Origin of the sequence: Paracoccus salsus, assembly GCF_021556615.1 — a bacterium.
Lineage (GTDB): Bacteria > Pseudomonadota > Alphaproteobacteria > Rhodobacterales > Rhodobacteraceae > Paracoccus > Paracoccus salsus.
In genome coordinates this window covers 1-26,445 of sequence record NZ_JAKGGD010000003.1, presented here as the reverse complement: position 1 = coordinate 26,445, position 26,445 = coordinate 1, and the positions used below count along the sequence as shown (strand labels likewise).

The 26,445-nt window shown below is 66.1% G+C and carries 21 protein-coding genes, 1 tRNA gene and 1 pseudogene; 8 read left to right on the top strand and 15 right to left on the bottom strand.

The window, feature by feature from the left end; translation table 11 throughout:
- Position 1 precedes the first annotated feature (1 nt).
- Genes L1965_RS06600 through L1965_RS06580 form a run of 5 tightly spaced genes read left to right on the top strand, consistent with a single transcriptional unit; the run spans position 2 to position 4,412 of the window.
- Positions 2–1,159 (top strand): SAM-dependent methyltransferase, encoded by a 1,158-nt coding sequence (locus tag L1965_RS06600; RefSeq protein ID WP_235755640.1) that lies wholly within the window; start codon positions 2–4, stop codon positions 1,157–1,159.
- Positions 1,128–2,402 carry an MFS transporter gene (locus tag L1965_RS06595; protein WP_235755639.1) on the top strand — a complete coding sequence of 425 codons (1,275 nt, stop codon included), beginning with the start codon at positions 1,128–1,130 and terminating at the stop codon, positions 2,400–2,402. The genes L1965_RS06600 and L1965_RS06595 overlap by 32 nt, the downstream gene beginning before the upstream one ends.
- A complete protein-coding gene (locus tag L1965_RS06590) occupies positions 2,399–3,142 on the top strand; it encodes an SDR family NAD(P)-dependent oxidoreductase (RefSeq protein WP_235755638.1) in 744 nt (247 codons plus the stop codon). The genes L1965_RS06595 and L1965_RS06590 overlap by 4 nt, the downstream gene beginning before the upstream one ends.
- Positions 3,139–3,846: a TspO-related membrane protein gene (locus L1965_RS06585; RefSeq protein WP_235755637.1), complete on the top strand. Its 708-nt coding sequence runs from the start codon at positions 3,139–3,141 to the stop codon at positions 3,844–3,846. The genes L1965_RS06590 and L1965_RS06585 overlap by 4 nt, the downstream gene beginning before the upstream one ends.
- A gap of 14 nt (positions 3,847–3,860) precedes the next feature.
- Positions 3,861–4,412 (top strand): glutathione peroxidase, encoded by a 552-nt coding sequence (locus tag L1965_RS06580; RefSeq protein WP_235755636.1) that lies wholly within the window; start codon positions 3,861–3,863, stop codon positions 4,410–4,412.
- A 7-nt stretch (positions 4,413–4,419) separates the two neighbouring features.
- Here L1965_RS06580 and L1965_RS06575 read toward each other — a convergent pair whose 3' ends face one another.
- Genes L1965_RS06575 through L1965_RS06565 form a run of 3 tightly spaced genes read right to left on the bottom strand, consistent with a single transcriptional unit; the run spans position 4,420 to position 6,865 of the window.
- Positions 4,420–5,085 carry an SDR family NAD(P)-dependent oxidoreductase gene (locus tag L1965_RS06575; RefSeq protein WP_235755635.1) on the bottom strand — a complete coding sequence of 222 codons (666 nt, stop codon included), beginning with the start codon at positions 5,083–5,085 and terminating at the stop codon, positions 4,420–4,422.
- Complete coding sequence (locus L1965_RS06570) at positions 5,085–5,483, bottom strand: DUF2177 family protein (RefSeq protein ID WP_235756119.1); 399 nt, start codon at positions 5,481–5,483, stop codon at positions 5,085–5,087. The genes L1965_RS06575 and L1965_RS06570 overlap by 1 nt, the downstream gene beginning before the upstream one ends.
- Positions 5,483–6,865, bottom strand: coding sequence for a cryptochrome/photolyase family protein (locus tag L1965_RS06565; RefSeq protein WP_235755634.1), 1,383 nt, complete (start codon positions 6,863–6,865; stop codon positions 5,483–5,485). The genes L1965_RS06570 and L1965_RS06565 overlap by 1 nt, the downstream gene beginning before the upstream one ends.
- 155 nt (positions 6,866–7,020) lie before the next feature.
- Here L1965_RS06565 and cobA point away from each other — a divergent pair, with 155 nt between their 5' ends.
- Together cobA and L1965_RS06555 are read left to right on the top strand one after the other, a co-directional pair.
- Positions 7,021–7,800, top strand: coding sequence for a uroporphyrinogen-III C-methyltransferase (gene cobA, locus L1965_RS06560; RefSeq protein ID WP_235755633.1), 780 nt, complete (start codon positions 7,021–7,023; stop codon positions 7,798–7,800).
- 103 nt (positions 7,801–7,903) lie between these two features.
- Positions 7,904–11,341 carry a M10 family metallopeptidase C-terminal domain-containing protein gene (locus tag L1965_RS06555; RefSeq protein WP_235755632.1) on the top strand — a complete coding sequence of 1,146 codons (3,438 nt, stop codon included), beginning with the start codon at positions 7,904–7,906 and terminating at the stop codon, positions 11,339–11,341.
- Here L1965_RS06555 and queG read toward each other — a convergent pair.
- The 9 genes from queG to L1965_RS06510 all read right to left on the bottom strand — a co-directional run bounded on the left by queG (position 11,338) and on the right by L1965_RS06510 (position 23,637).
- Positions 11,338–12,366 (bottom strand): tRNA epoxyqueuosine(34) reductase QueG, encoded by a 1,029-nt coding sequence (queG, locus tag L1965_RS06550; RefSeq protein ID WP_235755631.1) that lies wholly within the window; start codon positions 12,364–12,366, stop codon positions 11,338–11,340. The two genes, L1965_RS06555 and queG, sit on opposite strands and share 4 nt — an antisense overlap.
- A 64-nt stretch (positions 12,367–12,430) precedes the next feature.
- On the bottom strand, positions 12,431–13,117 hold the full coding sequence (gene fzlA / locus L1965_RS06545) for an FtsZ-binding protein FzlA (RefSeq protein ID WP_235755630.1): 687 nt from the start codon (positions 13,115–13,117) through the stop codon (positions 12,431–12,433).
- Positions 13,118–13,195: 78 nt separating this feature from the next.
- Positions 13,196–13,921 carry a monofunctional biosynthetic peptidoglycan transglycosylase gene (mtgA, locus tag L1965_RS06540; RefSeq protein ID WP_277882945.1) on the bottom strand — a complete coding sequence of 242 codons (726 nt, stop codon included), beginning with the start codon at positions 13,919–13,921 and terminating at the stop codon, positions 13,196–13,198.
- Positions 13,922–13,993: 72 nt separating this feature from the next.
- Positions 13,994–14,512: a DUF1269 domain-containing protein gene (locus tag L1965_RS06535; protein WP_235755629.1), complete on the bottom strand. Its 519-nt coding sequence runs from the start codon at positions 14,510–14,512 to the stop codon at positions 13,994–13,996.
- Positions 14,513–14,742: 230 nt separating this feature from the next.
- A complete protein-coding gene (gltB, locus tag L1965_RS06530) occupies positions 14,743–19,290 on the bottom strand; it encodes a glutamate synthase large subunit (protein ID WP_235755628.1) in 4,548 nt (1,515 codons plus the stop codon).
- 94 nt (positions 19,291–19,384) lie between these two features.
- Complete coding sequence (locus L1965_RS06525; RefSeq protein ID WP_235755627.1) at positions 19,385–20,146, bottom strand: hypothetical protein; 762 nt, start codon at positions 20,144–20,146, stop codon at positions 19,385–19,387.
- Between the two features lie 64 nt (positions 20,147–20,210).
- Entirely contained in the window at positions 20,211–21,695 is a 1,485-nt protein-coding gene (locus L1965_RS06520) for an NAD(P)-dependent oxidoreductase (protein WP_235755626.1), read from the bottom strand.
- 152 nt (positions 21,696–21,847) lie between these two features.
- Positions 21,848–22,654 carry an undecaprenyl-diphosphate phosphatase gene (locus L1965_RS06515; protein WP_235756117.1) on the bottom strand — a complete coding sequence of 269 codons (807 nt, stop codon included), beginning with the start codon at positions 22,652–22,654 and terminating at the stop codon, positions 21,848–21,850.
- The gene (locus L1965_RS06510; RefSeq protein WP_235755625.1) at positions 22,651–23,637 is read right to left on the bottom strand and encodes a complex I NDUFA9 subunit family protein; all 987 of its coding nucleotides are present in this window, start codon (positions 23,635–23,637) and stop codon (positions 22,651–22,653) included. The genes L1965_RS06515 and L1965_RS06510 overlap by 4 nt, the downstream gene beginning before the upstream one ends.
- Positions 23,638–24,043: 406 nt before the next feature.
- Between L1965_RS06510 and L1965_RS06505 the strand changes: the two genes are divergently transcribed.
- Positions 24,044–24,128, top strand: a tRNA-Leu gene (locus L1965_RS06505).
- 274 nt (positions 24,129–24,402) lie between these two features.
- Here L1965_RS06505 and L1965_RS06500 read toward each other — a convergent pair.
- The 3 genes and pseudogenes from L1965_RS06500 to L1965_RS06490 form a co-directional block, all read right to left on the bottom strand.
- Positions 24,403–25,287 carry a hypothetical protein gene (locus L1965_RS06500; protein ID WP_235755624.1) on the bottom strand — a complete coding sequence of 295 codons (885 nt, stop codon included), beginning with the start codon at positions 25,285–25,287 and terminating at the stop codon, positions 24,403–24,405.
- The gene (locus L1965_RS06495; RefSeq protein ID WP_235755623.1) at positions 25,284–25,499 is read right to left on the bottom strand and encodes a hypothetical protein; all 216 of its coding nucleotides are present in this window, start codon (positions 25,497–25,499) and stop codon (positions 25,284–25,286) included. Before L1965_RS06495 ends, L1965_RS06500 begins: the two co-directional genes overlap by 4 nt.
- Positions 25,500–25,847: 348 nt before the next feature.
- Positions 25,848–25,997 (bottom strand): annotated as a pseudogene (locus tag L1965_RS06490) (IS1380 family transposase); the annotation flags it as partial.
- Positions 25,998–26,445 lie beyond the last annotated feature (448 nt).

The window sequence follows — 26,445 nt, the reverse complement described above, 5'->3', positions numbered from 1 at the left end:
GATGCTGCAGCGCAGATTTGCCCGCGAGTTCCTGAAGACCGCCGAGGGGGTCGAGCACGGCACCCTGACCGTCCTGACGCCCGAGGGCCAGGCGCATGGCTTCGGGGGCCGGCAGCCGGGACCGGATTCGGTGCTGGTGATCCATGACTGGCGTGTCATTCCGGCGCTTGCGGCCAAGGGCGATATCGGCCTGACCGAGGCCTATCGCGACGGCTGGTGCGACAGCCCCGATCTCGAGGCGCTGCTGCGGGTGGCGCTTTTGAACGAGGATGTGCTGGACCGCTATATCTATGGCCGCCGGCTGAACTCGCTGGCCGCGCGGGCGCTGTATTTCATGAACAGCAACACCCGCGCGCGCGCGCGGCGCAACATCTCGGCGCATTACGATCTGGGCAACGAATTCTATCGACTGTGGCTGGACCCCAGCATGACCTATTCCTCGGCCCTTTATGGGGCAGGGGACGATCTGGCGGCGGCGCAGGGCCGCAAATACGACCGCATCATCGACAACCTGTCGGGCCAGTCGGGGCGGTTGCTGGAAATCGGCTGCGGCTGGGGGGGCTTTGCCGAACGCGCGCTTTCGCGCGGCGATTTCGCACCCAAGGGTCTGACGCTGTCGACGGAACAGGCCGAGTACGCGCGCCAGCGGCTTGGCCCGGACGCCGAAATCGCGCTGCAGGATTATCGTGACGAAACCGGCCGCTTCGACCATGTCGTCTCGATCGAGATGTTCGAGGCGGTCGGCGAGCGCTACTGGCCGGCCTATTTCGGCAAGCTGGCGCATGTGCTGGCCGACCGCGGCCGCGCGATGGTGCAGACGATCACCGTGGCCGACCGATATTTCGCGCGCTATCGCAAAAGCGGCGACATGATCCGCAGCTTCATCTTTCCCGGCGGCATGCTGCCCTCGCCCGCGCGGTTCGAGCACGAGGCCCGGCGCGCGGGACTGGCGGTGCAGGATGCCTTCGGGTTCCGCCTCGACTACGCGCGGACGCTGCGCGAGTGGCTGGAGCGGTTCGACGCCACGCTGCCCCAGATCAGACAGCTTGGTTTCGATGACGCCTTCATTCGCGTCTGGCGCTTCTATCTTGCCGCCTGCGCGGCATCATTCGAGGTCGGTCGCACGGATGTCGTCCAGTATCGCCTTGCCCACGCCTGAGATCCGGCACGGACCGGCGCGCTCGGATTGCCTGAGCTATGGCGCACTGGCCGCGCCGCTGGCCGTGGGCGGACTGCCGCTCTATATCCACGCGCCCGATTTCTACGCCGCCGATCTGGGCGTTTCGCTGGGTCTTCTGGGCGCGGTTCTGGCCATTCTGCGGCTGCTGGATGCGGTGCAGGACCCGCTGGTCGGCTGGGCCGGTGACCGCTGGCCCGCGCGTCGGCCCGCCATGATGGTCGCCGGAGCGATCGCACTGTCGCTAGGGGTAACGGGGCTGTTCCTGCCGCCGGCGCTGCCGGTCCTGGTCTGGTTCGCCGCGATGATGACGCTGGCCAGCCTGGGACACAGCCTGATCTCCGTGAACCTGATGACATTCGGCGGGCTTTGGCGGCGCGATCCTGCCGCCAAGGCCAGGATCAGCGGCACGCGCGAGGCGATGGGCCTGGCGGGACTGATCGTGGCCGTGACCCTGCCGGCGGCGCTCGCGCCCAGCATCGGCCGGGCGGGCGCTCTGCTGGCCTTGTCCGCGGTGCTGCTGCTGGGCCTGGCGGTGGCGTTGCCGCTGTTCCTGCGCTGGCAGCAATCGGTGCGGCTGGAGCTGCGCGCGGTTCCCGGCCTGCCCGTGAGCCTGCGCCAGCTTCGCGGGTTCTTCGCCGTGGCGGCGCTGGTTCTGCTTTCGGCGGCGTTTCCGGCCGCGCTGATCCTGATGCTGGTGCGCGACCTGATCGGGGCCGAGCCGTTGGCGGGGGCATTCCTGCTGACCTATTTCGTGGCCGCCCTGCCGGGTGCCGCGCTGGCCACCCGCCTGGCCGAGCGGCACGGCGCGGTCAGGGTCTGGACCGGCGCGCTGATCCTGTCGGTGCTGGGCTTTGCCGGCGCCTTGGCGCTGGGGCCCGGCACGGTCGGCCTGTTCCTTGTCATCTGCGTGCTGACCGGTCTGACCTTCGGGGCCGACCTGGTCCTGCCGCCCGCGATCCTGTCCGAACGGATCGGCGCGGCGAATGCTGCGGGCGCGGCGACGCGTGCCCATGCCGGGCTGGCTTTTCTCACCAAGGCCGCGCTGGCTCTGGCGGGGGCCGTCGCGCTGCCGCTGCTGGCGCAGGCGGGGTTTCGCCCGGCGATGCCCAATCCGGAAACCGCGCTCGACGCGCTGCGTTGGCTTTACGGCGGCCTGCCGCTGGCCCTGCGCCTGCTGGCGATCGGGCTGCTTGTCCATCTGCACCGGAAGGGAAGCCTGTGACCGAAACTCCCCGCATCTGGATCATCGGCGCCAGCGACGGCATCGGCCGCGAACTGGCCCGGCAATACGCGCAGGAAGGCGCGCGGTTGATCCTGTCCGCCCGCCGCATGGCCGCGCTTGAGGAACTGGCAACCCGGATCGGCGGGGCAGAGATCCGCCCTCTGGACGTGGCCGACCGCGCCAGCATCGAGGAAGCCGCCCGCGCCATCGCCGCGACCGGGCCGGTGGACCGGATCGTGCATCTGGCCGCGCTTTACGATCCCGGCCGGATCGCGGACCTGGATCCCGACAAGGCCGCGCAGATCATCACGGTCAACCTGACCGGCAGTTTCCATATTGCGCAGATCGGTCCGCGGGTGCTGCGCGCGGGTGGCCAGATCGCGCTGTGCGGATCGGTCGCGGGCTATATCGGCCTGCCGCAGGGCCAGATCTATTCCGCGACCAAGGCGGGGGTCATCAACCTGGCCGAAAGCCTGCGGGCCGAACGCGCCGATCTGGATGTGCGGCTGATCTGCCCCGGCTTCGTGGAGACCCGGCTGACCGAAAAGAACGATTTCAAGATGCCCGCGCTCATCAAGCCCGAAGAGGCCGCGACCGCGATCCGCAAGGGTCTTGCCGGGCGCCGCTTCGAGATCCATTTTCCACATCGCCTGACCCGCAGTCTCAAGCTGGTCCGGGCGCTGCCCTATGCCCTGTCCATGCGCCTGACCCGGCGCCTCAGCCGCGAGGATGACACATGATCCGCAACCTGGCACTGCCGGTCGTGATCGCCGCGGTGGCCTTCGCCGCATCGCCGATCGTTTTCGACAGCTTCGGAGGCTATCCGCCGGACCTGTTCGCTGTCCCGCAGGACGATCCTCCGGTCCAGCCCGCCGGCTGGGCCTTCGCGATATGGGGACTGATCTATGCCTGGCTGGTGGCCGGCGCAGGCTACGGGCTGTGGCGCAGGGCGGATGATCCGGACTGGCGCCCGATGCGCCCCGCACTGCTGGCCAGCCTCGGAATCGGATTCTTCTGGATTCCGGTCGCCAATCGCGCGCCGGGCTGGGCGACAGTGATGATCCTGCTGATGCTTGCCTTCGCTCTGGTCGCGTTCCTGCGGGCCGGGCGTCGCGATCCGGTCTGGCAGGTCCGCCCGATCGGGCTTTACGCGGGCTGGCTGACGGCCGCTTCGGGGGTCTCGATCGGCATCGTGCTGGCGGGTCACGAGCTGATGTCGGCGCAGGCTGCGGCGGTGCTGTGCCTGCTGGGCGTGTCGGCCGCCGCGCTGGCCGTGCAGGCGATGCGGCCGCGAGAATGGGCCTATCCCGCAGCGGTGATGTGGGCGTTGCTTGGCGTGATCGCGGCCAATCTCGTGCCTTTCAACGCCCTGATCGTCCTGATCGCGGCATTGGGAATCGCATTGCTGAATGGCCGTGCTATTCTTTCCGTAACTCGACGCTGAGAAAGGCCCTCGCCATGCATCGCCGACTGTTCCTGACGCTTGCCACCTCTGTTTCCGCCGCCCTGACCGGCCTTGGTGCCCGCCGCGCCAGCGCCGAGCCTGCGCCGCGCTTTACCTTTCCCTCGATCGACGGGGACGTTATCGACAGCGCCGGGTGGCGCGGCAAGCCCGTGCTGGTCGTCAACACCGCCTCGCTATGCGGCTTCGCGGGCCAGTTGCGCGACATGCAGAGCATGCATGAGCAGTATGGCCCGGCCGGGCTGGTGGTGCTGGCCGTTCCGTCGGACGACTTCAACCAGGAGTTGGAGGATGCCGAAAAGGTCAAGGAATACTGCACGCTGGAATACGGCATCACGCTGCCGATGACCGATATCCTGTCGGTCGCCAAGGGCGACGTGCATCCCTTCTACGCCTGGGTTCGCGAGCAGACCGGCTTCGTCCCGAAATGGAACTTTTCCAAGGTGCTGCTCGACCCGCAGGGCCGGATCCTCGGCACCTGGGGGTCGTTCACCAAGCCCGACGGCAAGGCTATCCACGCAACCTTCGCGCCCTATCTGGCATCCTGAACCCCGATCACCACGGCACGCGCTCACCCTTCCAGTCCCAGAAGCTGCCGGTATCCTCGGGGGTCAGCCCTTCGATCACCGACAGCAGCGCCTCGGCGCTGCGCTCGGGCGTTATCGTCGGATGGCGCGCGGCATATTTCGCGGTCAGCGGCGTCTCGACCGTGCCCGGATGCAGCGCGACGACGATGCTGTGCCTGTTGCGGCGCTTCCATTCGATGGCTGCCGTCCGGATGATCTGGTTCTGGGCCGCCTTCGCCGCGCGGTAGGCGACCCAGCCGCCCAGCCGGTTGTCGCCGATCGAGCCGACCCGCGCCGAAAGCGAGGCAAAGACCGCGTGCCGGTCCCGCGCCAGCAGTGGCGCAAAATGCCGGATCGCAAGCGCCACGCCGGTCGCGTTCAGCGCGAATTGTCGCGCCATGGCCTGCGGGTCCACCGCGTCAAGGGATTTCTCGGGCTCGACGCCGTCGATCACCAGCGCGCCTGTCGCATTGAGGATCAGATCGAACGGCTGCGCTTCAAGCCGGGCGGCGTGACCGGCCAGCGTCGCGTCATCCGTCAAATCCAGCCCGTCCCCGCTGCGCGACAGGCCGATCACCTCGCCGCCGCGGGCCAGCAGAGTGTCACGGATCGCGCCGCCGATCCCGCCGGATGTCCCCAGGATCAGGGCCCGCATCAGCCGACCATCCGCGCGATCGTCACACCCGCCCAGGCCGATACCCCGGTCAGGAAGCCACCCCACAGCGTGTCCACGATCACCTGCTGCCACGACCAGTCGCGCATGATCGCCAGGCTGGTGAATTCATAGGTGCCATAGCACATCAGCCCAAGCAGCGCGCCGGCCAGCAATGCCTGGACCGGCGCGCCATCGCGCAGCGCCGGCACCGAAACGAAGTAAAGCACGCCGACGATGTAGAAGGCATAGAATGCCGCCGCCGGTCCCAGTCGGAACGGATCGGCCAGCAGATCGCCGATATGCCGCTCGAAGATCGGGCGGATCAGGGTCCTGATGCCGACCACATCGACCGCCAGGAAAATCACCAGTGTCGAGACATAGAGTACGACCAGTTTCATCATGCTTGCTCCTTGAAATCCTCGTAGGCGGTCAGGGCCCGGGACCGGCCCTGCGACAGTGATAGGCCGGGGGCCGGCGCGCGGTTCAGGTCAATGCCCCATGACCTGGGCGCGGCGTTGGCGAAGGCTTGTGCGCCGGGTGCATCGGGTTTCAGCCAGTGGTCGCGATAGCGTGATTTCGCGTCGAACTTCCCGGCTTGCGTATCGGGGTTGAAGACCCGGAAATAGGGCGAGGCGTCCGGCCCGCAGCCCGCCACCCACTGCCAGTTCATTGCGTTGGATGCCGCGTCCCAGTCGGTCAGCGTGCGCGCGAACCAGTCCAGCCCGACGCGCCAGTCGGTCAGCAGATGTTTCGTCAGGTAGCTGCCGACGACCATGCGGACGCGGTTATGCATCCGGCCGGTCACAAGCAGTTCGCGCAGCCCGGCATCGACCATCGGCACGCCGGTGCGGGCGCGTCGCCAGGCTTCGGCGTCGCTGTTGTCCCGTCTCCACGGAAAATCATTCCATTCCTTGCGCCAGCAGCGTTCCGCCATGTCGGGGCTGTCGTGCAACAGCTCGCGTGCAAATTCGCGCCACGCTACCTCGCGCAGGAAATCCTCGACGCCCTGGCGGCCGTCCTCGCGCGCGGCCAATCCGACATGCCAGATGCGCCTTGCACTGATCTCGCCGACTGCCAGCGCATCGGACAGCCCCGAAGTGCCGGCCTCGCGCCAAGGCTGGTCGCGATGGTCGGCGTAATCCGCGATCGGGCCGGCCAGAAACGCATCCAGCCTGTCCCGGGCCTCGTCCTCGCCCGCCTGGACATGATCCGCGACCACGTCCCAGCCCCGGTTCATCGCCGAACGTGCCTCGGGCCAGTCGGTGCCATCGCTGTCTGGCCAGGCATCGGGAAGGCTCAGGCCGGGCGGGTCCACCGGACGCAGGATATCGACACCGCGCAGCGCGCGCCAGAACGGCGTGAAAACCTTGTAGATGCCGTCTTGCTGGGTCCGCACGGACCCGCGCGGCACCAGATCGGCCGCGGGATGCAGCTGCAACCTCGCCCCACCACGCTCGCACGCCGCCTTCAGCCCATGGTCGCTTGCGAAGGGAAATCCCTCTGTGGTGTGAATCTCCGTCGCGCCGGTTTCGCGGGCGATGGCTTCAAGCATCTCGGCCGGATCTCCGCGCCGGACGATCAGGCGGCTGTGGCGCTGTCGCAGCCTGGCTTCAAGCCGGGGCAGGGACATGGCCTGCCGCTGTGCGCTGGCGGGATGCGCCCGAGCCTCGGCGGGATCAAGGATCACCAGCGGGATCACCGGCCCCGCGCCGCTCGCGGCGACAAGCGCCGGATGGTCGTCCAGGCGCAACACACGCCGGAACCAGCAAATAACCGCCATTGTCCTCTCCAGCCTTCTACTCGACACACACGCATGAGAACGCCGAAAGTTTCATCCGTGCCACCGCTTTCGCGCTGGTGGCATGCGCCGGCATTGTCTGCGAGGACGGGGGTGGTATAGCAGACACGGTGTCGCCGACCTGAAAGCGCTGTTCCGTGCCCGATCCCGCCCAACCATCCGGATTTGTCTCTCTGGTCTCGGCCGGTCCGGGCGACCCCGAATTGCTGACACTGAAGGCCGCGCGGCGTCTGGCCCAGGCGGATGTCGTGCTGTTCGACGATCTCGCCTCGGGATCGGTGCTGGACCATGCGGGACCGGGCGCGGAACTGATCGCCGTGGGCAAGCGCGCGGGCCGTCCCTCGGCCAGGCAGGAACATGTCAACGCGCTGCTGATCGGCCACGCTCAGGCTGGACGGCGCGTGGTGCGCCTGAAATCGGGCGATGCGGGGATTTTCGGGCGGCTCGAAGAAGAGCTGATCGCCCTCACCGGCGCTGGCATCGCGTTCGAGATCGTGCCCGGCGTGACATCGGCCAGCGCTGCGGCCGCGGCGGCCGGCCTCCCGCTGACACGGCGGCTGACCGCCCGGCGCGTGCAGTTCGTGACCGGCGCCGACGTCACCGGGCATCTGCCCGAGGACATCAACTGGGCCGCCCTCGCCGATCCGGCCGTCACCACCGTCGTCTTCATGGGCCAGCGCAGCTTTCCCGTGATGGCGGCCGGCCTGCGAAAGCACGGCCTGCCCGGAGATACACCCGCGCTGTTTGCCGAAGCGGTCGGCCACCCGCATCAGCGCCTGGTCAGGACCACCGTGGACGGGCTTGCCGAGATGATGCGATCGGCCGAGGTGACCCAGCCGGGGCTGATCCTCTACGGCCCGCTGGCATTTCCCGTCGAGCCCGGGCCAAGCGGTGCCGGATTTCCGGAAAGACCCTAAAATGTCGGTCATTTCGGCATTGCGCGACCCCCCCTCCTGCATGGCTTGTTAAACGCACACCCTTAACTTCAAGGGACTGAACGATCTTGCGCGTGGACAGGACATGCTTGGCTATCGCCACGTGGCCACATACGGGACCACGGAGACACGCTGGCTTGCGAACATAACCGATCTGGCCATCGCGCGGATCGGCGGTCAGCTGCTGTTGTTCAGCACCACCCATATCGATGGCGGCGTGGCGAGTTTCGCGTTCAGCGACCCCGATCAGCCCCTGACGATGGTCGACAGCCTGCCTTTCCTGCCCGGCTTCGGCTACCAGCGAAATCCGGAACTGACCGTTCTGCAACTGGCGGACGGCGCCTATCTGCATCTGGGTCAGCTTGGCGGCGCCGAGGCGATGGGGGTTGCGACGGATCCGAACGGGGTGCTGTCAGGCTTTGCCACGCTGCTGCCCGCCATGCAGGTCGGGAACCCGGTCACCGCGCTTGGGCAGTTTTCCACCAGTGCCGGCACCTTCGTCTATTCCGGCTTCGGCAACGACCTGACGCTGACCGTCCATCGGGTGATGTCGGATGGCAGCCTGTCGATCCGCTCGGCGCTGCCACTGCCCGCCAGCAACCCGATCGAGGGGGCGGGGCTGGACAAGATCCTTGATGTCACCGTCGGCGGTCAGCGGATACTGGTCGCGCTGTCGTCGGGCGGGAACTTCATTTCGACCCATCAGATCAGCGAAGATGGCGTCCTGGGGGCAGGCAGCATGCATGTCGCCGGGCAGGGGACCGGCTATGACATTCCGACCGACGCCGCGGTCCTGAAGGTCGATGGCAAGACCTTTCTGGTGATGGCCGGCTCGTCGTCATCGTCGCTGACGGTCTTCAGGCTCGGCGCGAATGGCGGCCTGACCACCACCGATCACATCATCGACGAACTGACGACCCGGTTCCAGTCGGCGACCGCGCTTTCGACAGCCACGGTGGACGGGCGCGGCTTCGTGTTCGTCGGCGGCGTCGATGACGGCATCAGCGTGTTCACGCTGCTGCCCGAGGGCCGGCTTCTGCATCTGACCACCATCGCCGACACCAACGGCATGACGCTTGCCGATGTCAGTGCGATCGAGACCCAGGTGATCGGCCGCAAGATCGCGGTCTTTGTCAGCAGCGCGACCGAGACCGGGCTGACGCAGCTGGTCTTCGACCCGGGCAATCTGGGTGTGACCGGGACCGCATCGACCGGCACCGCCGTCGGCGGCGCGGGCAACGACCTGCTTGTCGCGCAGGACGGCACCACGCGGCTGGAGGGGGGGGCGGGCGACGACATCCTCGTTTCCGGAAATCAGGACATCATGATGATCGGCGGAGAGGGCGCCGACATCTTCGTTGTCCGCCGCTTCGACGGACGGGTCATCCTGCATGACTTCGAAATGGGCGTGGATCGCCTGGACCTGTCGATGCTTGGCATGATCCGCAGCACGTGGCAGCTGGGTTTCCAGCCGCAAAGCTACGGCATGCGGATCACGTATGGCAATTCCATCATCGACATCCGCACCAGCGACGGGCGGTCGCTGACGGCCGAGGATTTCTCGAACGCGATGTTCCCCATCGCGCATTACCTGCTGCCTGAGCTGGACCCCCAGGCCATCACCCCCGATGACGCGCCCTCGACCATGGGGCGCTGGCTGTTCGGCAGTGATGGCCCCGATCAGCTTCTCGGCGGGCAAGGCAACGACTACATCGTCGCCGGGGCGGGCGATGACACGGTCTCGGCAGGTGCAGGCAATGACACCGTCCGCGGCGATGCCGGCTCCGACCTGCTGCGGGGCGGCGATGGCGACGATTCGATGCTGGGCGGCACGGATCGCGACACGCTGTTCGGGGACGCGGGCAACGACTGGCTTTTCGGCGAGGACGGCGACGACCTGATCTATGGCGGGGATGGCGACGACCTGATCTATGGCGGGCCCGGCGCCGACCTGCTTTACGGCGGGGACGGCCATGATCGCATCTATGGCGAGGCGGGCAACGACACGCTGTCCGGTGAGGCGGGCAACGATTACCTCGAGGATCTGTGGGGTCATAACCGGCTTCTCGGCGGCGATGGCGACGACACGCTGATCGCCGGAGGCGGAAACGACCTCATCTATGGCGGCAGGGGCGCCGACCTCATTCAGGGCGGCTCGGGTGCGGACACGCTGCATGGCGAATGGGACAGCGACATCATCTTCGGCGAGGACGGCGATGATTTCATCTTCGGGGGCGACGGCAATGATCTGCTCAGGGGAGGAAGAGGGGCCGACCGCATATCCGGGGGCACGGGCGACGACACGCTGTATGGCGAGTCGGGCAACGACACGCTGCTGGGTGACGCGGGCGACGACTACATCGAGGACAAGTCGGGCCATAATCGCCTGATCGGCGGAGGGGGCAACGACACGCTGATCTCGGGGCGGGGTTCGGACGCCCTCTATGGCGGCTGGGGCAATGACCGGATGCTGGGTGGGTGGGGCCGGGATACGCTGAAAGGCGGACCGGGCAGCGACACGATCTACGGGCAAAGCGGCAATGACCTCATCGCTGGCGGCGGGGGCCATGACCGACTTTACGGCGGCGGCGGGAATGACAGGATATACGGCGAGTCCGGTAACGACCGCATCGTCGGGGGGGGTGGCCATGACCGTCTTGACGGCGGCAGCGGTGCCGACAGTCTTTATGGCAACAGCGGCAACGACCTGCTGCGCGGCGGCGGCGGCAACGACCGGCTTGACGGAGGCTGGGGCAACGACACGCTGGTCGGGGGCGGCGGCAACGACTACCTGGTCGGGGGAAGGGGCGCCGACCTGCTGATCGGCGGCAGCGGCAGCGACATCCTTCTGGGTGGCCATGGCGACGACGTGCTGAAGGGCGGATCGGGCGACGACATCCTGCACGGACATGGCGGCCATAACCGCATCTTCGCCGGCAGCGGTTTCAACCAGATCCGCACCGGGTCCGGAAACGACACGATCATCGGCGGCCGGCATCGCGATATCCTGCACGAGGCCGGTGGTGGCAATGATCTGGCCAAGCTGGGCGGAGGGAACGATGTTGCCTTCGGCAATGCAGGGCGCGACACGCTTTTCGGCGGCAGCGGAAATGACAAGCTCTATGGCGGCAGCGGAAACGACCTCCTGTTCGGACAGAGCGGGGCCGACCGGCTGTGGGGTGGGCCAGGCTCGGATACGCTGGTCGGCGGTGGTGGCGCCGACCGCCTCAGCGGCGGGGGCGGGGCGGACGTGTTTCGCTATGATTCGGTCGCGGACAGTCGCACCGGGCGTGGGGCCGATCTGATCGTCGACTTCACGCCGGGCCAGGATCACCTCGATCTTTCGGCACTGGACCTGACCTATATTGGTCGTGGCGGCTTTTCCGACGATCACCAGCTGCGCTGGTATCACTTTCGTGGCGAGACTCGGGTCATCGTGGATATCGACGGTGATGGTAGCGCCGAGATGCTGATCCGCCTGTCCGGTCGTCTGTGGCTGGACGGCGACGATTTCCTGCTTTAGCGGGCGGGGTCGGCCAGGCGCTGCGCGGCCCATCGTGCCGCATCCGCGACTGTGGCGTCCGCGTCCCCGGCCAGATCCTGTGCGACGGGGCGCAGTCGGGCCTCGCCGGAATTGCCGATCGCATAGAGGACGTTGCGGACAAACCGGTCGCGCCCGATCCGCTTGATCGGGCTGCCCGAAAACCGCGCCCGAAAGCCGGCATCGTCCAGCCGGGCCAGCTCCTCCAGCGGCGGGGCGCCGACCGTCCCGCGATAGCGCATCTCGGACCCGGCCTGGGCGAACTTGTTCCAGGGACAGACCGCCAGGCAGTCGTCGCAGCCATAGATCCGGTTGCCCATCAGCGCCCGCAGGCCGGGGTCCACCGGTCCGGCATGCTCGATCGTCAGATACGAGATGCAGCGCCTTGCATCCAGCTGGAAGGGCGCCGGAAAGGCATCGGTCGGACAGATGTCCAGACAGGCCGTGCAACTGCCGCAATGTTCGCTCTCGGGGGCGTCGGGCGGCAAGGCGAGGGTGGTGAAGATGGCGCCCAGAAAGAACCAGCTGCCCAGTTCACGCGACAGCAGATTGGTATGCTTGCCCTGCCAGCCCAGCCCCGCCGCCTGCGCCAGCGGCTTTTCCATGACCGGTGCGGTGTCCACGAAGACCTTGATCGCCTCGCCCGGGGCCTGCTCCAGCAGCCAGCGCCCCAGACGCTTGAGCCGTTTCTTGACGATGTCATGATAGTCGCGCCCATGGGCATAGACGCTGATCGCGGCCCGGTCGCGTGCGTCCAGAACGGCCAGCGGATCATGGTCGGGGGTGTAAAGCTCGGCCAGCATGACCACCGAACGTGCCTCGGGCCACAGTGCCGCCGGATCGCCCCGCCAGTGGCTGCGTTCGGCCATCCAGCCCATCTGCCCATGCCGGCCGGCGTCCAGGAAGCCCTGCAGCCTGCCGGCAACCTGCGGCACCGCGTCTGGCGTCGTGACCCGCATCCGGGCAAAGCCCATCTCTTGCGCCGTCGCGTCCAGGGCGCGTTTCATCGCCTGTGCCGGGATGTCGGCCTGCGGCCCGGCCTGGGGCGATGGGGGACGGCGCCCCCCATGCCTATCCGAAGTCGAGTTCGGCATAATGCGGGGCGGGGTGGATCCCCGGCACCTGATCGGCCAGGACGCTGCGGAAGGCCGGACGCGACTTGATCGTTGCATACCAGTCGCGCAGCGCCTCCGAGCGGTCCCAGTCCACGTCCGAGATGTAGTCCAGACAGGAAAAATGCGCGGCAGCGGTGAAATCCGCCAGCGAGATCGCGTTGCCTGCAAGCCAGCGACGGCTGTCCAGAAGCATGCTGAGATAGTCGATATGCTCCTTGATCGCGCGCAGCCCGCCCTTGACCGCGCGGCTGTCGGGATAGCCAGAGCGCATGATCTTCTTCCACACCCGCTCGCCCAGGATCGGCTGGGTGACCTCGTCGTTGAACTTGTCGTCGAACCACGCGCACAGGCGCCGCACCTCATGGCGTTCCAGCGGCGCCTTTGGCATCAGCGCCGGTTCGGGCACGGTCTCGTCCAGATATTCGACGATCGCCTGGCTCTCGGCCAGCATGTTGCCGCGGTGGCGCAGCACCGGCAGCTTTCCGGCCGGGTTCCGACGCTTCAGATCGGGCGGATTTTCCCAGTAGCGTTCCTCGACCAGTTCGACCTCGATCTTCTTTTCGGCCAGAACCAGCCGAACCTTGCGGCAAAACGGCGACAGCATGGAATGATATAGTCGCGTGGTCTGCGTATTGTTGTTCATCGACTGCTCGAGACCCCCTTCATGCGCAACGGCGCCTTGATAAGGCGGCGCAGGCGGTGATTCAACCGGAACGCGCAGCTACAGGCAGCTGGCGCGGCCATCCCGCGCAATCGTGGCCGCTCCGTCGGCAATGGATCGCGACCGGGCCGAGGCGCGCTGGGGGCTGCGGCTTTTCGGTGCCGGCAGCACGGCGGCCAGCCGCGCGGCCTGAACCGGCGTCAGCTGCGCGGGCGAGACGCCGAAATACTCGCGCGAGGCGGCACCGACGCCAAAGATGCCGGGACCGAATTCGGCCAGGTTCAGATAGACCTCGAGGATGCGCTGCTTGGACCAGAACGCCTCGATCATCGGCGTGTAGATCGTCTCCAGCAGCTTGCGCGGCCAGCTGCGGCCCTGCCACAGGAACACGTTCTTGGCGGTCTGCTGGGTGATGGTCGAGGCGCCGCGGCTTGACCCCGACGCCACCACCTTGCGGATCTCGGTCATGTCGAAGCCCCAGTGCAGACAGAAATTGGCATCCTCGGCCGCGACCACTGATCGCCGCATCACCGGCGCGACATCCCCGATATCGACCCATTCGCGCGGGCTGATCGCATGGCTGCGCGATTCCGACAGGATGGTCCAGGTGGTCGGCGGATTGACCAGGGCATAAAACCCGACCAGCACGGCCATCAGCAACAGCACGCGCAGCGCGAACCAGCGCACCCAGATCAGCACGCGGCGCAAGGGCCGCCAGCGTGCCGCGCCGGCCCGAGCGCCCGTTTCGGGCTTTGGTGGTTGGGATGCCGGGGGGCGGAACAGCATGCGCAGGATCATGCCCTGCCTTTGTCACGCGCAACAGCGCCGCGTCAAGCGGCGCGCGGCACCGGCACCGCGCTACGAGGCGGGCGGTATCGCCCGCTGATGGTCGCCCGACAGGGCCTCGCGCAGTTTTTCTTCATCCTCGGTCGACAGCGAGGTCTGCAAGACCCGTCCGCGATGGTGGAAGTGTTCCAGCCGCGCCAGAACCTTGTCGGCGGTCATCTTGCGGACCAGAATGAACACGGCCGAGCCGCCCGGTTGCAGCGAGTGCCCGACCTCGCGCATGAAGTTGTCGTTGATGCCGATATCGGTGAAGCGCCCCGCCAGCGCCCCCGCCCCGGCCCCGACCGCCGCGCCAAGAAGCGGATTGAGAAACACCAGTCCGATCAGCGCGCCCCAGAATCCGCCGCCGACCGCACCCGCGGCTGTCAGGTTCACCGCCTGATGCAACTGGATGTCGTCCTCGGAGGCGCGGGTGACGACCACCGCGTCCTCCATCTCGATCAGATAGTCCTTCTGCATCTTCACCAACTCGGTCCGCATCTCGAAGCCGGTGGTCTCGTCGCTGAAGGCGATGACGATCAGTTCTGACATGGCGCTATCTCCTGGCTGCATCGGCGGGGCACCGATCCTCCGGTCCAGCCGCGTCGGGCTCCGGAACTTCGCGGGCAGGCTGGCGGCTTTGGCAACGCGCGTCAAGCCGTGAACGCCCGCCCGGCAGCCCGGGGTCAAGCGGTCGGATGGCCGCTTTCGTGCCGGCGGGGGCCCGGCAGAACGCGGCCCGGAAGACCGCGTTCTTTCGTTTGCGGGACGCTTCGCCCGGCCTATTCGGCGGGCACCGCGCTTTGCGCCTCGACCGCCTCGATCGGATGCGGCAGATGGGCCAGCATCTCCTTGGGGCAGACCTGCAGGAAATGCGCCTTTTCGCGGTCCCAGTTCTGGATGATGTCCTCGGCCCGGCGTGACATGGTCTCGCGGTGATGCCGCTCGATCAGCTGCTTCAGCTCGGATTCCCAGTGGTCCTGCGTGACCGGGCACATCACCAGCGTCTCGGCGTTGATATAATCGCGCGCCACGCCTTCGGGGTCATACAGATAGGCCATCCCGCCGGTCATGCCGGCCCCGAAATTGGTGCCGATGCGACCCAGGATGACGGCGACCCCGCCGGTCATGTATTCGCAGCCATTGGTGCCGCAGCCCTCGATCACCACCTTGGCGCCCGAATTGCGGACCGCGAAACGCTCGCCCGCGCGTCCGGCGGCGAACAGATAGCCCTCGGTCGCGCCGTAGAGCACGGTATTGCCGATGATGGTGTTCTCGGCGGCGACCAGCGGGCTGGCCATCGGCGGGCGCACGACGATCGTGCCGCCCGACAGGCCCTTGCCCACATAGTCGTTGGCGTCGCCCGACACTTCCAGCTTCAGCCCGGGCGCCGCGAAGGCACCCAGCGACTGTCCCGCGCTGCCGGTCAGCCGGATCGTCAGGTGATCGGGCTGCAGGTTGTTCCGCATCCCGAATTTCTGCACGATCATGGAACTGGTGCGCGTCCCGATCGTCCGCAGCGTGTTGCGGACGGCATAGGACAACTGCATCTTCTCGCCTTCCTCGAAGAACCGGGCGGCGTCCTTGACGATCTCGGCGTCCAGCGTGTCCAGAACCGCGTTGCGAGGCCTGGTGCGGTCGTAGACGATCTTTTCGGCGCCATCGACGGTGATCAGCAGCGGGTTCAGGTCCAGATCGTCCAGATGCGCGGCGCCCCGGCTGACCTGGGTCAGCAGATCGGCGCGGCCGATGATCTCGTCCAGGCTGCGGGCGCCGATGCTGGCCATGATCTCGCGCACCTCCTGGGCGTAGAAGGTGATCAGGTTCACCACCTTGTCGGCGCTGCCGGTGAACATCGCGCGCAGCTTCTCGTCCTGCGTGCAGACGCCGACGGGGCAGGTGTTCGACTGGCACTGGCGGACCATGATGCAGCCCATGGCGATCAGCGCGGCGGTGCCGATGCCGTACTCCTCGGCCCCCATCATCGCCGCCATCACGATGTCGCGGCCGGTCCGCAGCCCGCCATCGGTCCGCAGCGTCACGCGTTCGCGCAGCCGGTTCATCGCCAGGACCTGATGCGCCTCGGTCAGGCCCATTTCCCACGGCAGGCCCGCGAACTTGATCGAGGTCGCGGGGCTGGCCCCGGTGCCGCCGTTGTGCCCGGAAATCAGGATCACGTCGGCCTTCGCCTTGGCGACGCCCGCGGCGATCGTGCCCACGCCCGAGGACGCCACCAGCTTGACGGTGATCTTGGCGCGCGGGTTGATCTGCTTGAGGTCATAGATCAGCTGCGCCAGATCCTCGATCGAGTAGATGTCGTGATGCGGCGGCGGGCTGATCAGCATGACCCCCGGCGTCGAGTGGCGCAGCCGCGCGATCAGCTTGGTCACCTTCATCCCGGGCAGCTGCCCGCCCTCGCCGGGCTTGGCGCCCTGGGCCACCTTGATCTCCAGCTCCTCGCAGGCGTTCAGGTATTCGGCGGTGACGCCGAAGCGGCCGCTGGCCACCTGCTTGATCTTGGCGCAGGGGTTGTCGCCATTGGACAGGGGCGAGCTGTGGGCCGGGTCCTCGCCGCCCTCGCCGCTGTCGGATTTCGCCCCGATCCGGTTCATCGCGATGTTCAGTGTCATATGCGCCTCGGGCGACAGCGCCCCCAGCGACATGCCCGGCGTCACGAACCGCTTTCGGATCGAGGTGATGCTTTCGACCTCTTCCAGCGGCACCGGCTTTCCAAGCGGCTTGATGTCCAGAAGGTCGCGGATATGGATCGGCGGATTGGCCCGCATCGTGGCGCTGAACTGTTTCCAGATGTCATAGCTGGCCTTGTCGCAGGCCATCTGCAACAGCTTCATCGTGTTGGCTTCCCAGGCATGTTTCTCGCCCGAGCGGCGCAGCTTGTAGAAGCCGCCGACCGGCAGCAGCTCGACATTGTCGGCGCCAAAGGCCTTGCGGTGCAGGTTCACGATCTTGGTCTGCAACCCGTGCAGGCCGATGCCGCTCATCCGGCTGTGCATGCCGGGGAAATATTCCGCGACCAGCGCGCGCGACAGCCCGACCGCCTCGAAGTTAAGCCCGCCGCGATAGGATGACAGGACCGAGATGCCCATCTTGGCCATGATCTTCAGCAGGCCCGCGTCGACGGCGTCGCGATAGCGGCGCATGTTGTCGATCAGGCTGCCTTCCAGCAGGCCGCGTCCGATCCGGTCATTGATCGAATCCTGCGCCAGGTAGGGGTTCACCGTGGTGGCGCCGCAGCCGATCAGCACGGCGAAATAATGCGGGTCGATGCATTCCGCCGACCGCACATTGACCGAACAGAACGTCCGCAGGCCCTTGCGCGTCAGCCAGGAATGGACCGCGCTGGTCGCCAGGATCATCGGCATCGCCACCCGGTCGGGGCCCTGGTGTTCGTCGGTCAGCACCAGGTGACCCGCGCCCGAGCGCACGGCGTCCTCGGCCTCGGCGCGGATGCGGGCCAGCCCCTCGGCCAGCGCATCCTGATCGGCGCCGGCGGGGAAGGTGCAGTCGATGAAGGTGACGGCTTCGCCGAACATCCGGCACATCTCGGCGTATTCGCCATTGGCGATGAACGGGCTTTCCAGAAGCAGGATCTCGGTCTGCACGCTCGATTCGTCCAGCACGTTCTTGAGGTTGCCGAAGCGCGTCTTCAGCGACATCACCCGCGTCTCGCGCAGGCTGTCGATGGGCGGGTTGGTCACCTGGCTGAAATTCTGCCGGAAGAAGTGGCTCAGCGGCCGGTACTGGTTGGACAGCACCGCCGGGGGCGTGTCGTCGCCCATCGAGGCCAGCGCTTCCTTGCCGTCCTCGGCCATCGGCGACAGCACATGCTCCAACTCTTCCATCGTGTAACCGGCGGCGGTCTGGCGGCGGCGCAAATCGTCGCCCTCGAAGCGATGCTCCTCGGGCAGTTCGCGCATCATGTCGTTCAGATCGACGACCTTCTCGATCCATTCGCCAAAGGGCTGGCTGCCGGCAAGCCGGTCCTTGATCTCGGTGTCGTGGTAAAGCTTGCCGTCCCACATATCGACCGCGATCATCTGGCCCGGACCCAACGCGCCCTTTTCGCGGACATCGGATTCGTCGATCGGCACCATGCCGACCTCGGATCCCGCGATCAGAAGGTTGTCGCCGGTGACGACATAGCGCATCGGCCGCAGCCCGTTGCGGTCAAGGCCGCCGCAGACCCAGCGCCCGTCGGTCATGGCCAGGGCGGCGGGACCGTCCCACGGCTCCATCACGGCGTTGCAATAGGCATACATGTCGGCCCAGGCCTTGGGCATGTCGGTGGTGGCCTTGGACCAGCTTTCCGGCACCAGCATCGTCTTGGTCATCGGCGCCGAACGGCCCGAGCGCACCAGCACCTCGAAGACCGCGTCCAGCGCCGCCGAATCCGAACTGCCGCCCGGCACGATCGGCTTGATATCCTCGGCCATGTCGCCGAACGCGTTCGAGGCCATGCGGATCTCGTGGCTGCGCAGCCAGTTGAGGTTGCCCTTCAGCGTGTTGATCTCGCCGTTATGGGCCAGCATCCGGAAGGGCTGGGCCAGCCACCATTGCGGGAAGGTGTTGGTCGAATAGCGCTGGTGATAGATCGCGAAGGCGGATTCGAACCGCTCGTCCTTCAGGTCGGGATAGAATTCCGCCACCTGCTCGGCCAGCATCATGCCCTTGTAGATGATCGACCGGCAGGACAGCGAACAGAAATACAGCTGCGTGACCTGCGCGGCGATGGCTGCCTTTTCGATCCGGCGGCGGATGATGTAAAGTTCGCGTTCGAACTGGACATGGTCGATGTCCTTGTCGCAGCGGATCAGGATCTGCTCGATCTCGGGGCGGGTGGCATTGGCCTTTTCGCCCAGGACGGCGGTGTTCACCGGCACATGCCGCCAGCCATAGATATAGTGGCCCATCCGCAGCACTTCGGATTCGACGATCGTCCGGCAGGTTTCCTGCTGGGCGAAATTGGTGCGCGGCAGAAACACCTGACCCACGGCGATCAGCTTGTCCTGGTCCGGCTCGTGGCCGGTGCGGCGCACCTGGTCATAGAAGAACGGCACCGGGATCTGAACATGGATGCCCGCGCCGTCGCCGGTCTTGCCGTCCGCGTCCACCGCGCCGCGATGCCAGATCGCCTTCAGCGCGTCGATGCCGTTCTGGACCACCTGCCGGCTGGGCTTGCCGGCCAGATCGACGACGAAGCCGACCCCGCATGAGGCATGCTCGTCATCGTGCCGATACAGGCTGTTCTCGGCCATCCAGTCGCGGCGGGATTGTTCCTGGTCCTGCCAGTCGGGCGAAAGCTTGGTCATCTGTCGGCCTCCACGTGAAGCGGGTGGGATTCATGTTCGGCGCGGATGACCCCGGGATGGTCGCCCGCGCAGGATGCAACGTGATGCGCGGCGATCACGCCCCGCCCCCCGGAACGGGCAGGCCGGTCATCAGCTGATCGCAGTCGAATTGCGGTGTCGTCTCGCCAAAGCCGATCTCGCCCGGGAAGCTGAACAGCACCGGGCTGTCATCGGTGCGGCGGGACTCGCCGGTCCAGTCGGACTGGTGCTCGACCCCGCCGTAGAAGCGCCGCATGGCGCGGCTGACGAATTGCTGGCCCTTGCGGGTAATCAGGACCTCGCCGCCAGCGTCCCGGGTCACCAGCTCGAAGCGGGTGCGCTCCAGCTCGACCCCGTCCACGGTGACCGTCTCGCCGGTCAGTTCGTCGCGTCCGATATGGCGCAGCCTTTCGCCGGTATTCGATTCGGTCCAGAAATCGAAATCGTCCCGGCCGGTTTCCAGCAGCGTGGTGAAGCTGGCGTGATCCTGCGAGTCCTCGACCAGCCGGTCCTCCAGCCCGCTTTGCGGGTCGGCGCTTTCGATCCATCGGGTTTCGGCATCGATCCGGGACAGATGCGTCATCCCGTCCTGGCCAAAGATCGCGCTGCGCTGGTGACCGTCAGGGTCGCTGCCACAACGGTAATACTGGCTGACCGAGCAGCCGCGATTCTGCACCGTCACCTCCAGCGTGCAGCCTTGCGGCGGGGTGAAGGTCGCGGCCCGGCCGGGCAGGGGGGTTATGGCCAGCAGCGCCGCGCCAAGGGCGGCCAGCGCCGCCAGACGCGGCAGCAATGCTGACCGGCCGGCGTCGCGGTCGGCGGCGCGCGCAACAGTCACCGTGCGTTGCCGGTGTACAGGCTGTGCACGCCCTGTGTCTGTCCTGTGCATCATGTGTGCAGCCTCATTCCGCGGCCACGCGGGCCTCGCCGACAAGAAACTCGGCAATCGACTCGGCGGCTTCACGACCGTCCCGGATCGCCCAGACCACGAGACTGGCGCCGCGCACGATGTCGCCGACCGCATAGACGCCCGGGATCGAGGTCCGGTGTGTCTGGAAGTTCGCCTTGATGGTGCCCCAGCGCGTCACCTCCAGCCCGTCCACGCCCCACAGACGGGGCAGATCCTCGGGCTCGAAACCCAGCGCCTTGATGACCAGTTCGGCCGGTTCGTCGTAGTCGGCGCCCTCGATCAGTTCGGGGCTCTGGCGGCCGCTGACATCGGGGGTGCCCAGGCGCATCTTCCGCACCCGGACCGCGGCGATCTGGCCGACATCATCAACGTCACGCTCTTGCGCCTCGGCAGCAATGCCGGTGACATGGCCCGAAAATGCGCCGGGGGCAGAAAGCCACACGAATTCAACGCCTTCTTCCTCGGCGTTCTGGACCTCGCGCTGCGACCCGGGCATGTTGGCACGGTCGCGGCGATACAGGCACTTGACCGATTGCGCACCTTGCCGGATGGCGGTGCGGACGCAATCCATCGCGGTATCGCCGCCGCCGATCACCACGACGCGCTTGCCACTGGCGTTCAGCTCGCCATCCTCGAAGTCGGGCACGTCGTCTCCGAAGTCGATCCTGTTCGACGCCGTCAGATAGTCGAGCGCAGCCACCACCCCGCCGGCGTCGGCGTTGTCGATGTCCAGATCGCGGGTCTTGTAGACCCCCGTGGCGATCAGCACCGCGTCGTGCTTGCCCCGGATCGCGTCGAAGCTGATGTCTTCGCCGACATTGCAGTTCAGCACGAACTCGACGCCGCCGTCCTCCAGCAGCTTGTTGCGCCGCATGACGACGTCCTTCTCCAGCTTGAAGCCGGGAATGCCATAGGTCATCAGCCCGCCGGCGCGATCGTGGCGGTCGTAGATCGTGACCTGAAAGCCCTGCCGGCGCAGCATGTCCGCGGCGGCCAGTCCGCCCGGGCCGGCACCGATGATGCCGACGCTTTCGGCGCGTTCCTGGCGGGGTTCAGGGGCCGTGACCCAGCCTTCTTCCCACGCGGTGTCGGTGATGTATTTCTCGACCGCACCGATCGTGACGGTGCCGTGTCCCGAAAGTTCGATCACGCAATTGCCTTCGCAAAGACGGTCCTGAGGGCAGATCCTGCCGCAGATTTCCGGGAAGGTGTTGGTGGCCTGACTGACGCGATAGGCTTCCTCCAGCCGACCTTCGGCGGTCAGGCGCAGCCAGTCGGGGATGTTGTTGTGCAGGGGGCAGTGGCTCTGGCAATAGGGCACGCCGCATTGGCTGCACCGTCCGGCCTGCTCGGCCGCCTTCTGGGCAGCGAACTCGCGATAGATCTCGTGAAAATCGTCGCTGCGCTCGGACGCGCTGCGCTTTTCGGGCATCTCGCGCGGAGTCGAAACGAATTTCAGCATCTTCTGCGTGGCCATGGCTGCGCAACCTTCCGACTGTCAGGAACTCCCGCAAAGGGAATAAACCAAGGGGCTGCCAATGAAAAGTAAGCAATGCTGACCTGAATGGCGGTTTTTTCAGGGACGGCGCCGAAAAATCGGAAAAAAAAGCTGATTTAGGTCAGTATGCGTTACATTCCTGCCGTCAGCGCCAGCAAAACAAGGCTTCCCACGATGATCCGCCACCAGGCAAACAGGCGGTATCCCTTCTGAGAGACGTAGCCCAGCAGCCAGCGCACCACCAGTATGGCTGTCAGAAAGGCACAGGCAAAGCCGATCGCGATGTCGCCCATGGCGGCCGCGTCCAGAACATCGCGATTCTTGTAGAGGTCATAGACGAACGCGCCAAGCATGGTTGGCATCGACAGGAAGAACGAGAACTCGGCAGCCGATCGCTTGTCGGCGCCAAGCAGCAGCGCGCCCACGATGGTCGCACCCGAGCGAGACACGCCGGGGATCATCGCTAGGCACTGGATGACGCCGACCTTGAAGGCCATGGGCAGTGGGAAATCCTCGGCCCGGAACACGCGCGGGCGAGTTGCCCACCGATCCACGAAAAGCAGCACGATTCCGCCCAGAATCAACATGACCGCGATCAGCATCGGGGTCTCGAACAGGACCGTCTTGATGATGTCATGGGCCATGACGCCCACCACGACCGCAGGCAGGAACGCCAGCAGGATCGCCAGCACGAAGCGGCGCGAGGCCGGATCGTGCGGGGCCGTGGACAGAATATGCCAGATCCGCGACGCGTAGACGCCCAGGATCGCCAGCACCGCGCCCAACTGGATCACCACCTCGAAGGCGCGACCCGGCGAATTGAAGCCGAGGAAATGCCCGGCCAACAACACATGACCGGTCGAGGACACGGGAATGAACTCGGTCAGGCCCTCGAGAAGTCCCAGGACCACAACAACGATCGTATTCGAATCCATCAGTGGTTTCGCAGGTTCTTTGCCGAGTTCTTGATGGCGTCATACTGGCCGGAAGGCCGGAAGCGCCACAGATAGTCCTCCAGTACGGCGCCTGCTGCCGTCGGCTGGATGCCCAGATCGGCAAAGCCCTTCGCGTCCTTGCTGACCACGTTGTCGCTTTGCAGCAAGGCCAGCTGATCGCGACCCAGAATCGTGTTGGTGAAGAGCCCCGCGGTCACGAGTTGAACGCCATCCAGCACGGATGCTCCGATGCGCGCCATCCAGAAAGGCATGTTCAGCACCAGCCGGCGACGATGGGTCACGCTCAGCACCTGACCCACGATTTCACGCATGGTCAGGATGTCCGGCCCGCCCAGCTCGTAGATGCCCGGCTCGGCCTCTCCGGTCACACCCATTTCGGCGGCGCGCGCCACGTCATCGACGAAGACAGGCTGCATGCGGGTCTTGCCGCCCGCAATCGGCATGACCGGGCCCAGCCGCGCCATGCTGGCGAAGCGGTTGTAGAAATGGTCGTCGGTTCCAAACACCACGGACGGGCGCAGCACCATTGCGTCCGGGCGGTGGCGCAGCACCGCGGCCTCGCCACGCGCCTTCGAGGCGACATAGCGGCTGGGCGAATCGGGATCGACGCCCAGCCCCGAGAGGTGGACGATCCGCGCCACGCCCATCTCGTGCGACAGGCGCGCGATGTTTTCGGCGCCTTCCTCGAAGACGGTCTTGAACGTGCTCTTGCCCTCGGGGCGTTCGATGTTGACGCAGTTCACGACCGCATCGGCGTCAGACATGGCAGCGCGCACCGACATCTCGTCGCGGATGTTGCACAGCACCGGCACCACCTGGCCCACGGCACCATAGGTGCGGGTGAACAGCGCCTCGTCGGGGCGGCGCACGGCGACCCGCACCCGCCAGCCGCGCTTGGCCATCAGCCGGGCTACCTGCCGGCCGACAAAGCCTGACCCGCCAAAGATCGTGACCAGTTTCGCCATGGGCTTCTCGCCTCCTTCGTGCCGCGTCCCAAGTCTCAATACTCAAGCCGGGGCCGCGCGACAAGGCACACGGATCATGGCGGTCGCCGCTTGCGGTCAATCACGCCCTTCGCCGCCCGGCCAGGCGCAGCACCGCGCTGCCCGCGCCGAGTCCCGTTCCGATGACGATGCGCGCGCATTCGCGTTCCGGGCACGCCTCCAGCACGATACGCCGTCCCGGCCCGCCCACGACACGGCGGCCGTCACCATGAACACCCGGGCTGCAGGGAGGCGCATCCGCCGTTCAGGGCCATATCGACGGGGCCTGCCGCCGCGCTCGAAGAATGTGACCCGAGCCGGGAAAAATATGTCCACGCCCCATTGACGGCGATTCCGACTGGCTTTAGAGACCCCGCTCATACCACCTGCCCAGGTGGCGGAATTGGTAGACGCGCACGGTTCAGGTCCGTGTGCCGCAAGGCGTGGAGGTTCGAGTCCTCTCCTGGGCACCATAAATTCGCGCTCAAGCGTTGAATATTTCCAAGAATGGTGGGGGCTCCTTTTGAGTATCCCCCCCCCCCCCCCCCCCCCAGCAAAAATATCCACCTTATGCCGCGTGATAGGTTTGCACACTTGCCCGCAGCCCAGCGTGGTTTCACGCCATTTGCGGGCGGTCTTCGGGCGAACGGGTGCCAAGTCCCACAGCTTGCCGCTTGGCGTTGACCTTGTATCAAAAGCAGGGCGACACTGCCCCGTCACCCTGAACAACCGTTGTACCTGTAAGGCTTACGGCCCCCAAATCTCGGTGCCCTTGTCCGGAGCTGACAGCGGAGCATCGTAGCGTGAGTGAATTTCGTCTGCGGCAAGAAACCAACCGCCGTCAGCCGCGTCGTCAAAGGCATTCAACTGCGCGCGAATGTCATTGGCCTGCTCTTCGCGGCCAAGCGCCGTGCCAAGCACCTGAAAGACTTGGTCAAGACGCCAGGCCGTGTGGCGCGCGTCAGGGCCGGTGCCGCTGGCAAATTTTTCGGCCACGCTGGAAAGCCCTGAGAACACGGCATCAACCGCCGAGTCCGGTCCTTGTGGCAGATGCCCGGAACGGGCTATGCGAAAGAGCATCTCAGTCATCGGAGCGGACCCGCTGGAAGAGGCCATACGCTCAATAAGGCGCCCGATCCTGACGCCCTTCGCGCCCGGCAGGTCAAGCCAGGGATCTGCACCGGCATCCAGCAGGGCCTGCGCCGCTGTGACATTGTAGGCTAAGGCGGCCTCTTGCAGCAGGGTGGCAAGATAGGCGACAGGCCTGTCATTTCGGGTGAAATCCAGTTCAGGGACCGGATAGCCCATTGATAGCGCCTCGGCACCGAGGGGCTCCAGAGTGCCTGCATCCGGCACACCGCCTTCGGCGATGGTGCGGGCAATGGCGACAACCTCTTCGGGCGCGTTTGCCCAGCGAAGCTCGAAGCCCGGCCACTCGTCCTCTGTCATGATCCCTTCCATTTCCACCCGGCTTTCGGATGTCGGTGTTTCGGTCGCTGCCCCTCCCGAGATCGCCGTTGCTGCGGGGTCTTCAACAAACTCCAGCTGGACCGGCACCAGATACCAAAAGGCGATGCCCCCGAGGGTCAGAAGCCCGATAAGAATTGCGCCTGCAACCGCTGTGATTTTCATTTGTTCTCAGCCTCAGTGCAGTTTGAATTTATCGACCACGGCATTAGTCCGGTCCAATATTGCATATAAGGCGGATGCCCCGCCGGTGCGCCACCCACCTTGGGCAGCAGGAAGGCCGCGACAGAACGGTTCGCCGCCGCCGTTGCCCGGACAAAAGCCTGCCGCTTGCGCAATTCCTTGAACCGCGCGGCCTTGGCGCCGATCTGCTCCACCGTATCCTCGGGCAGATCGCGAAAGCCAAAGAGGTCCAGCGCGAAGGGTTTCTTGCGGGCAGAGATGCTTGCCCGGTGCCGAAATCGAACCCGTCCTGCCCCGTCTTCGCATCGCGATTGGTCTTGACCGGCATTCCCCAAGTGGCTTGCCGTCTGGCGTCAAGATCGGCTGATTTTGCCAGTCGAACAAGTGTTCTTGGCCCTGAGCGGTGTCTGTGGTCGCGCAGACGGCCGGCGCTTGGCGGATCGGGCCGCGAACCCGCATCGCCCAGGCTCGGCGGCGACGTTTTTCAGCTCGGCGGACGGACCTGTCCTGCGGCTTTCGCTCAGTTTGAATTCGAATCGCGGTCATGCACATAGCGGTGGCGCTGGCCGGCGGCGGATGGCCGCGAGGATGGCGCGCACCATCGCGCCGGTGACGGCCACCTCGTCGAACTGAAAGGCAATGGCGCGGGCGTGGCGGACGACGCGGGCGCCGATCTTGATCAGCTTGAGTTGCGGGATGGTGCCCACCGCCGCAGATTTCACGAACTGCGCTGAAAGCCTGTTTTTTGCCCGCATTCTGTATCCACCCAAATATCCCCCTTAGCTCAGGGGATGGGGATGAACAGGGCAAGACAAGTCAGGACAGGTTGCGCCCAGTTTCAAAGGTGAATAGGGGCACAGATTGACATAAACAAACAAGCAAAAACATGGCGTTGGTGCCTATCTTGGGCGCCATTATCGTCGGCTGTGAAAGGGCAGTTGCCGATCAGGCACCGGGCCGACGCCAGAACCCTGCTTACAGTTACGATGGTTCGCCGCGGCCTTGCCGTGGAATCTCGGCGACTGATGCGGAACAGCGGGTCACGTCCGTCAAGGTGGTGTAAATTTCCAGATGGCCTGAGGTCATGATCAGGCGGCTTTCGTAGTTATGCTGAGAATGGGGTCGATCTCCTCCTTGTCG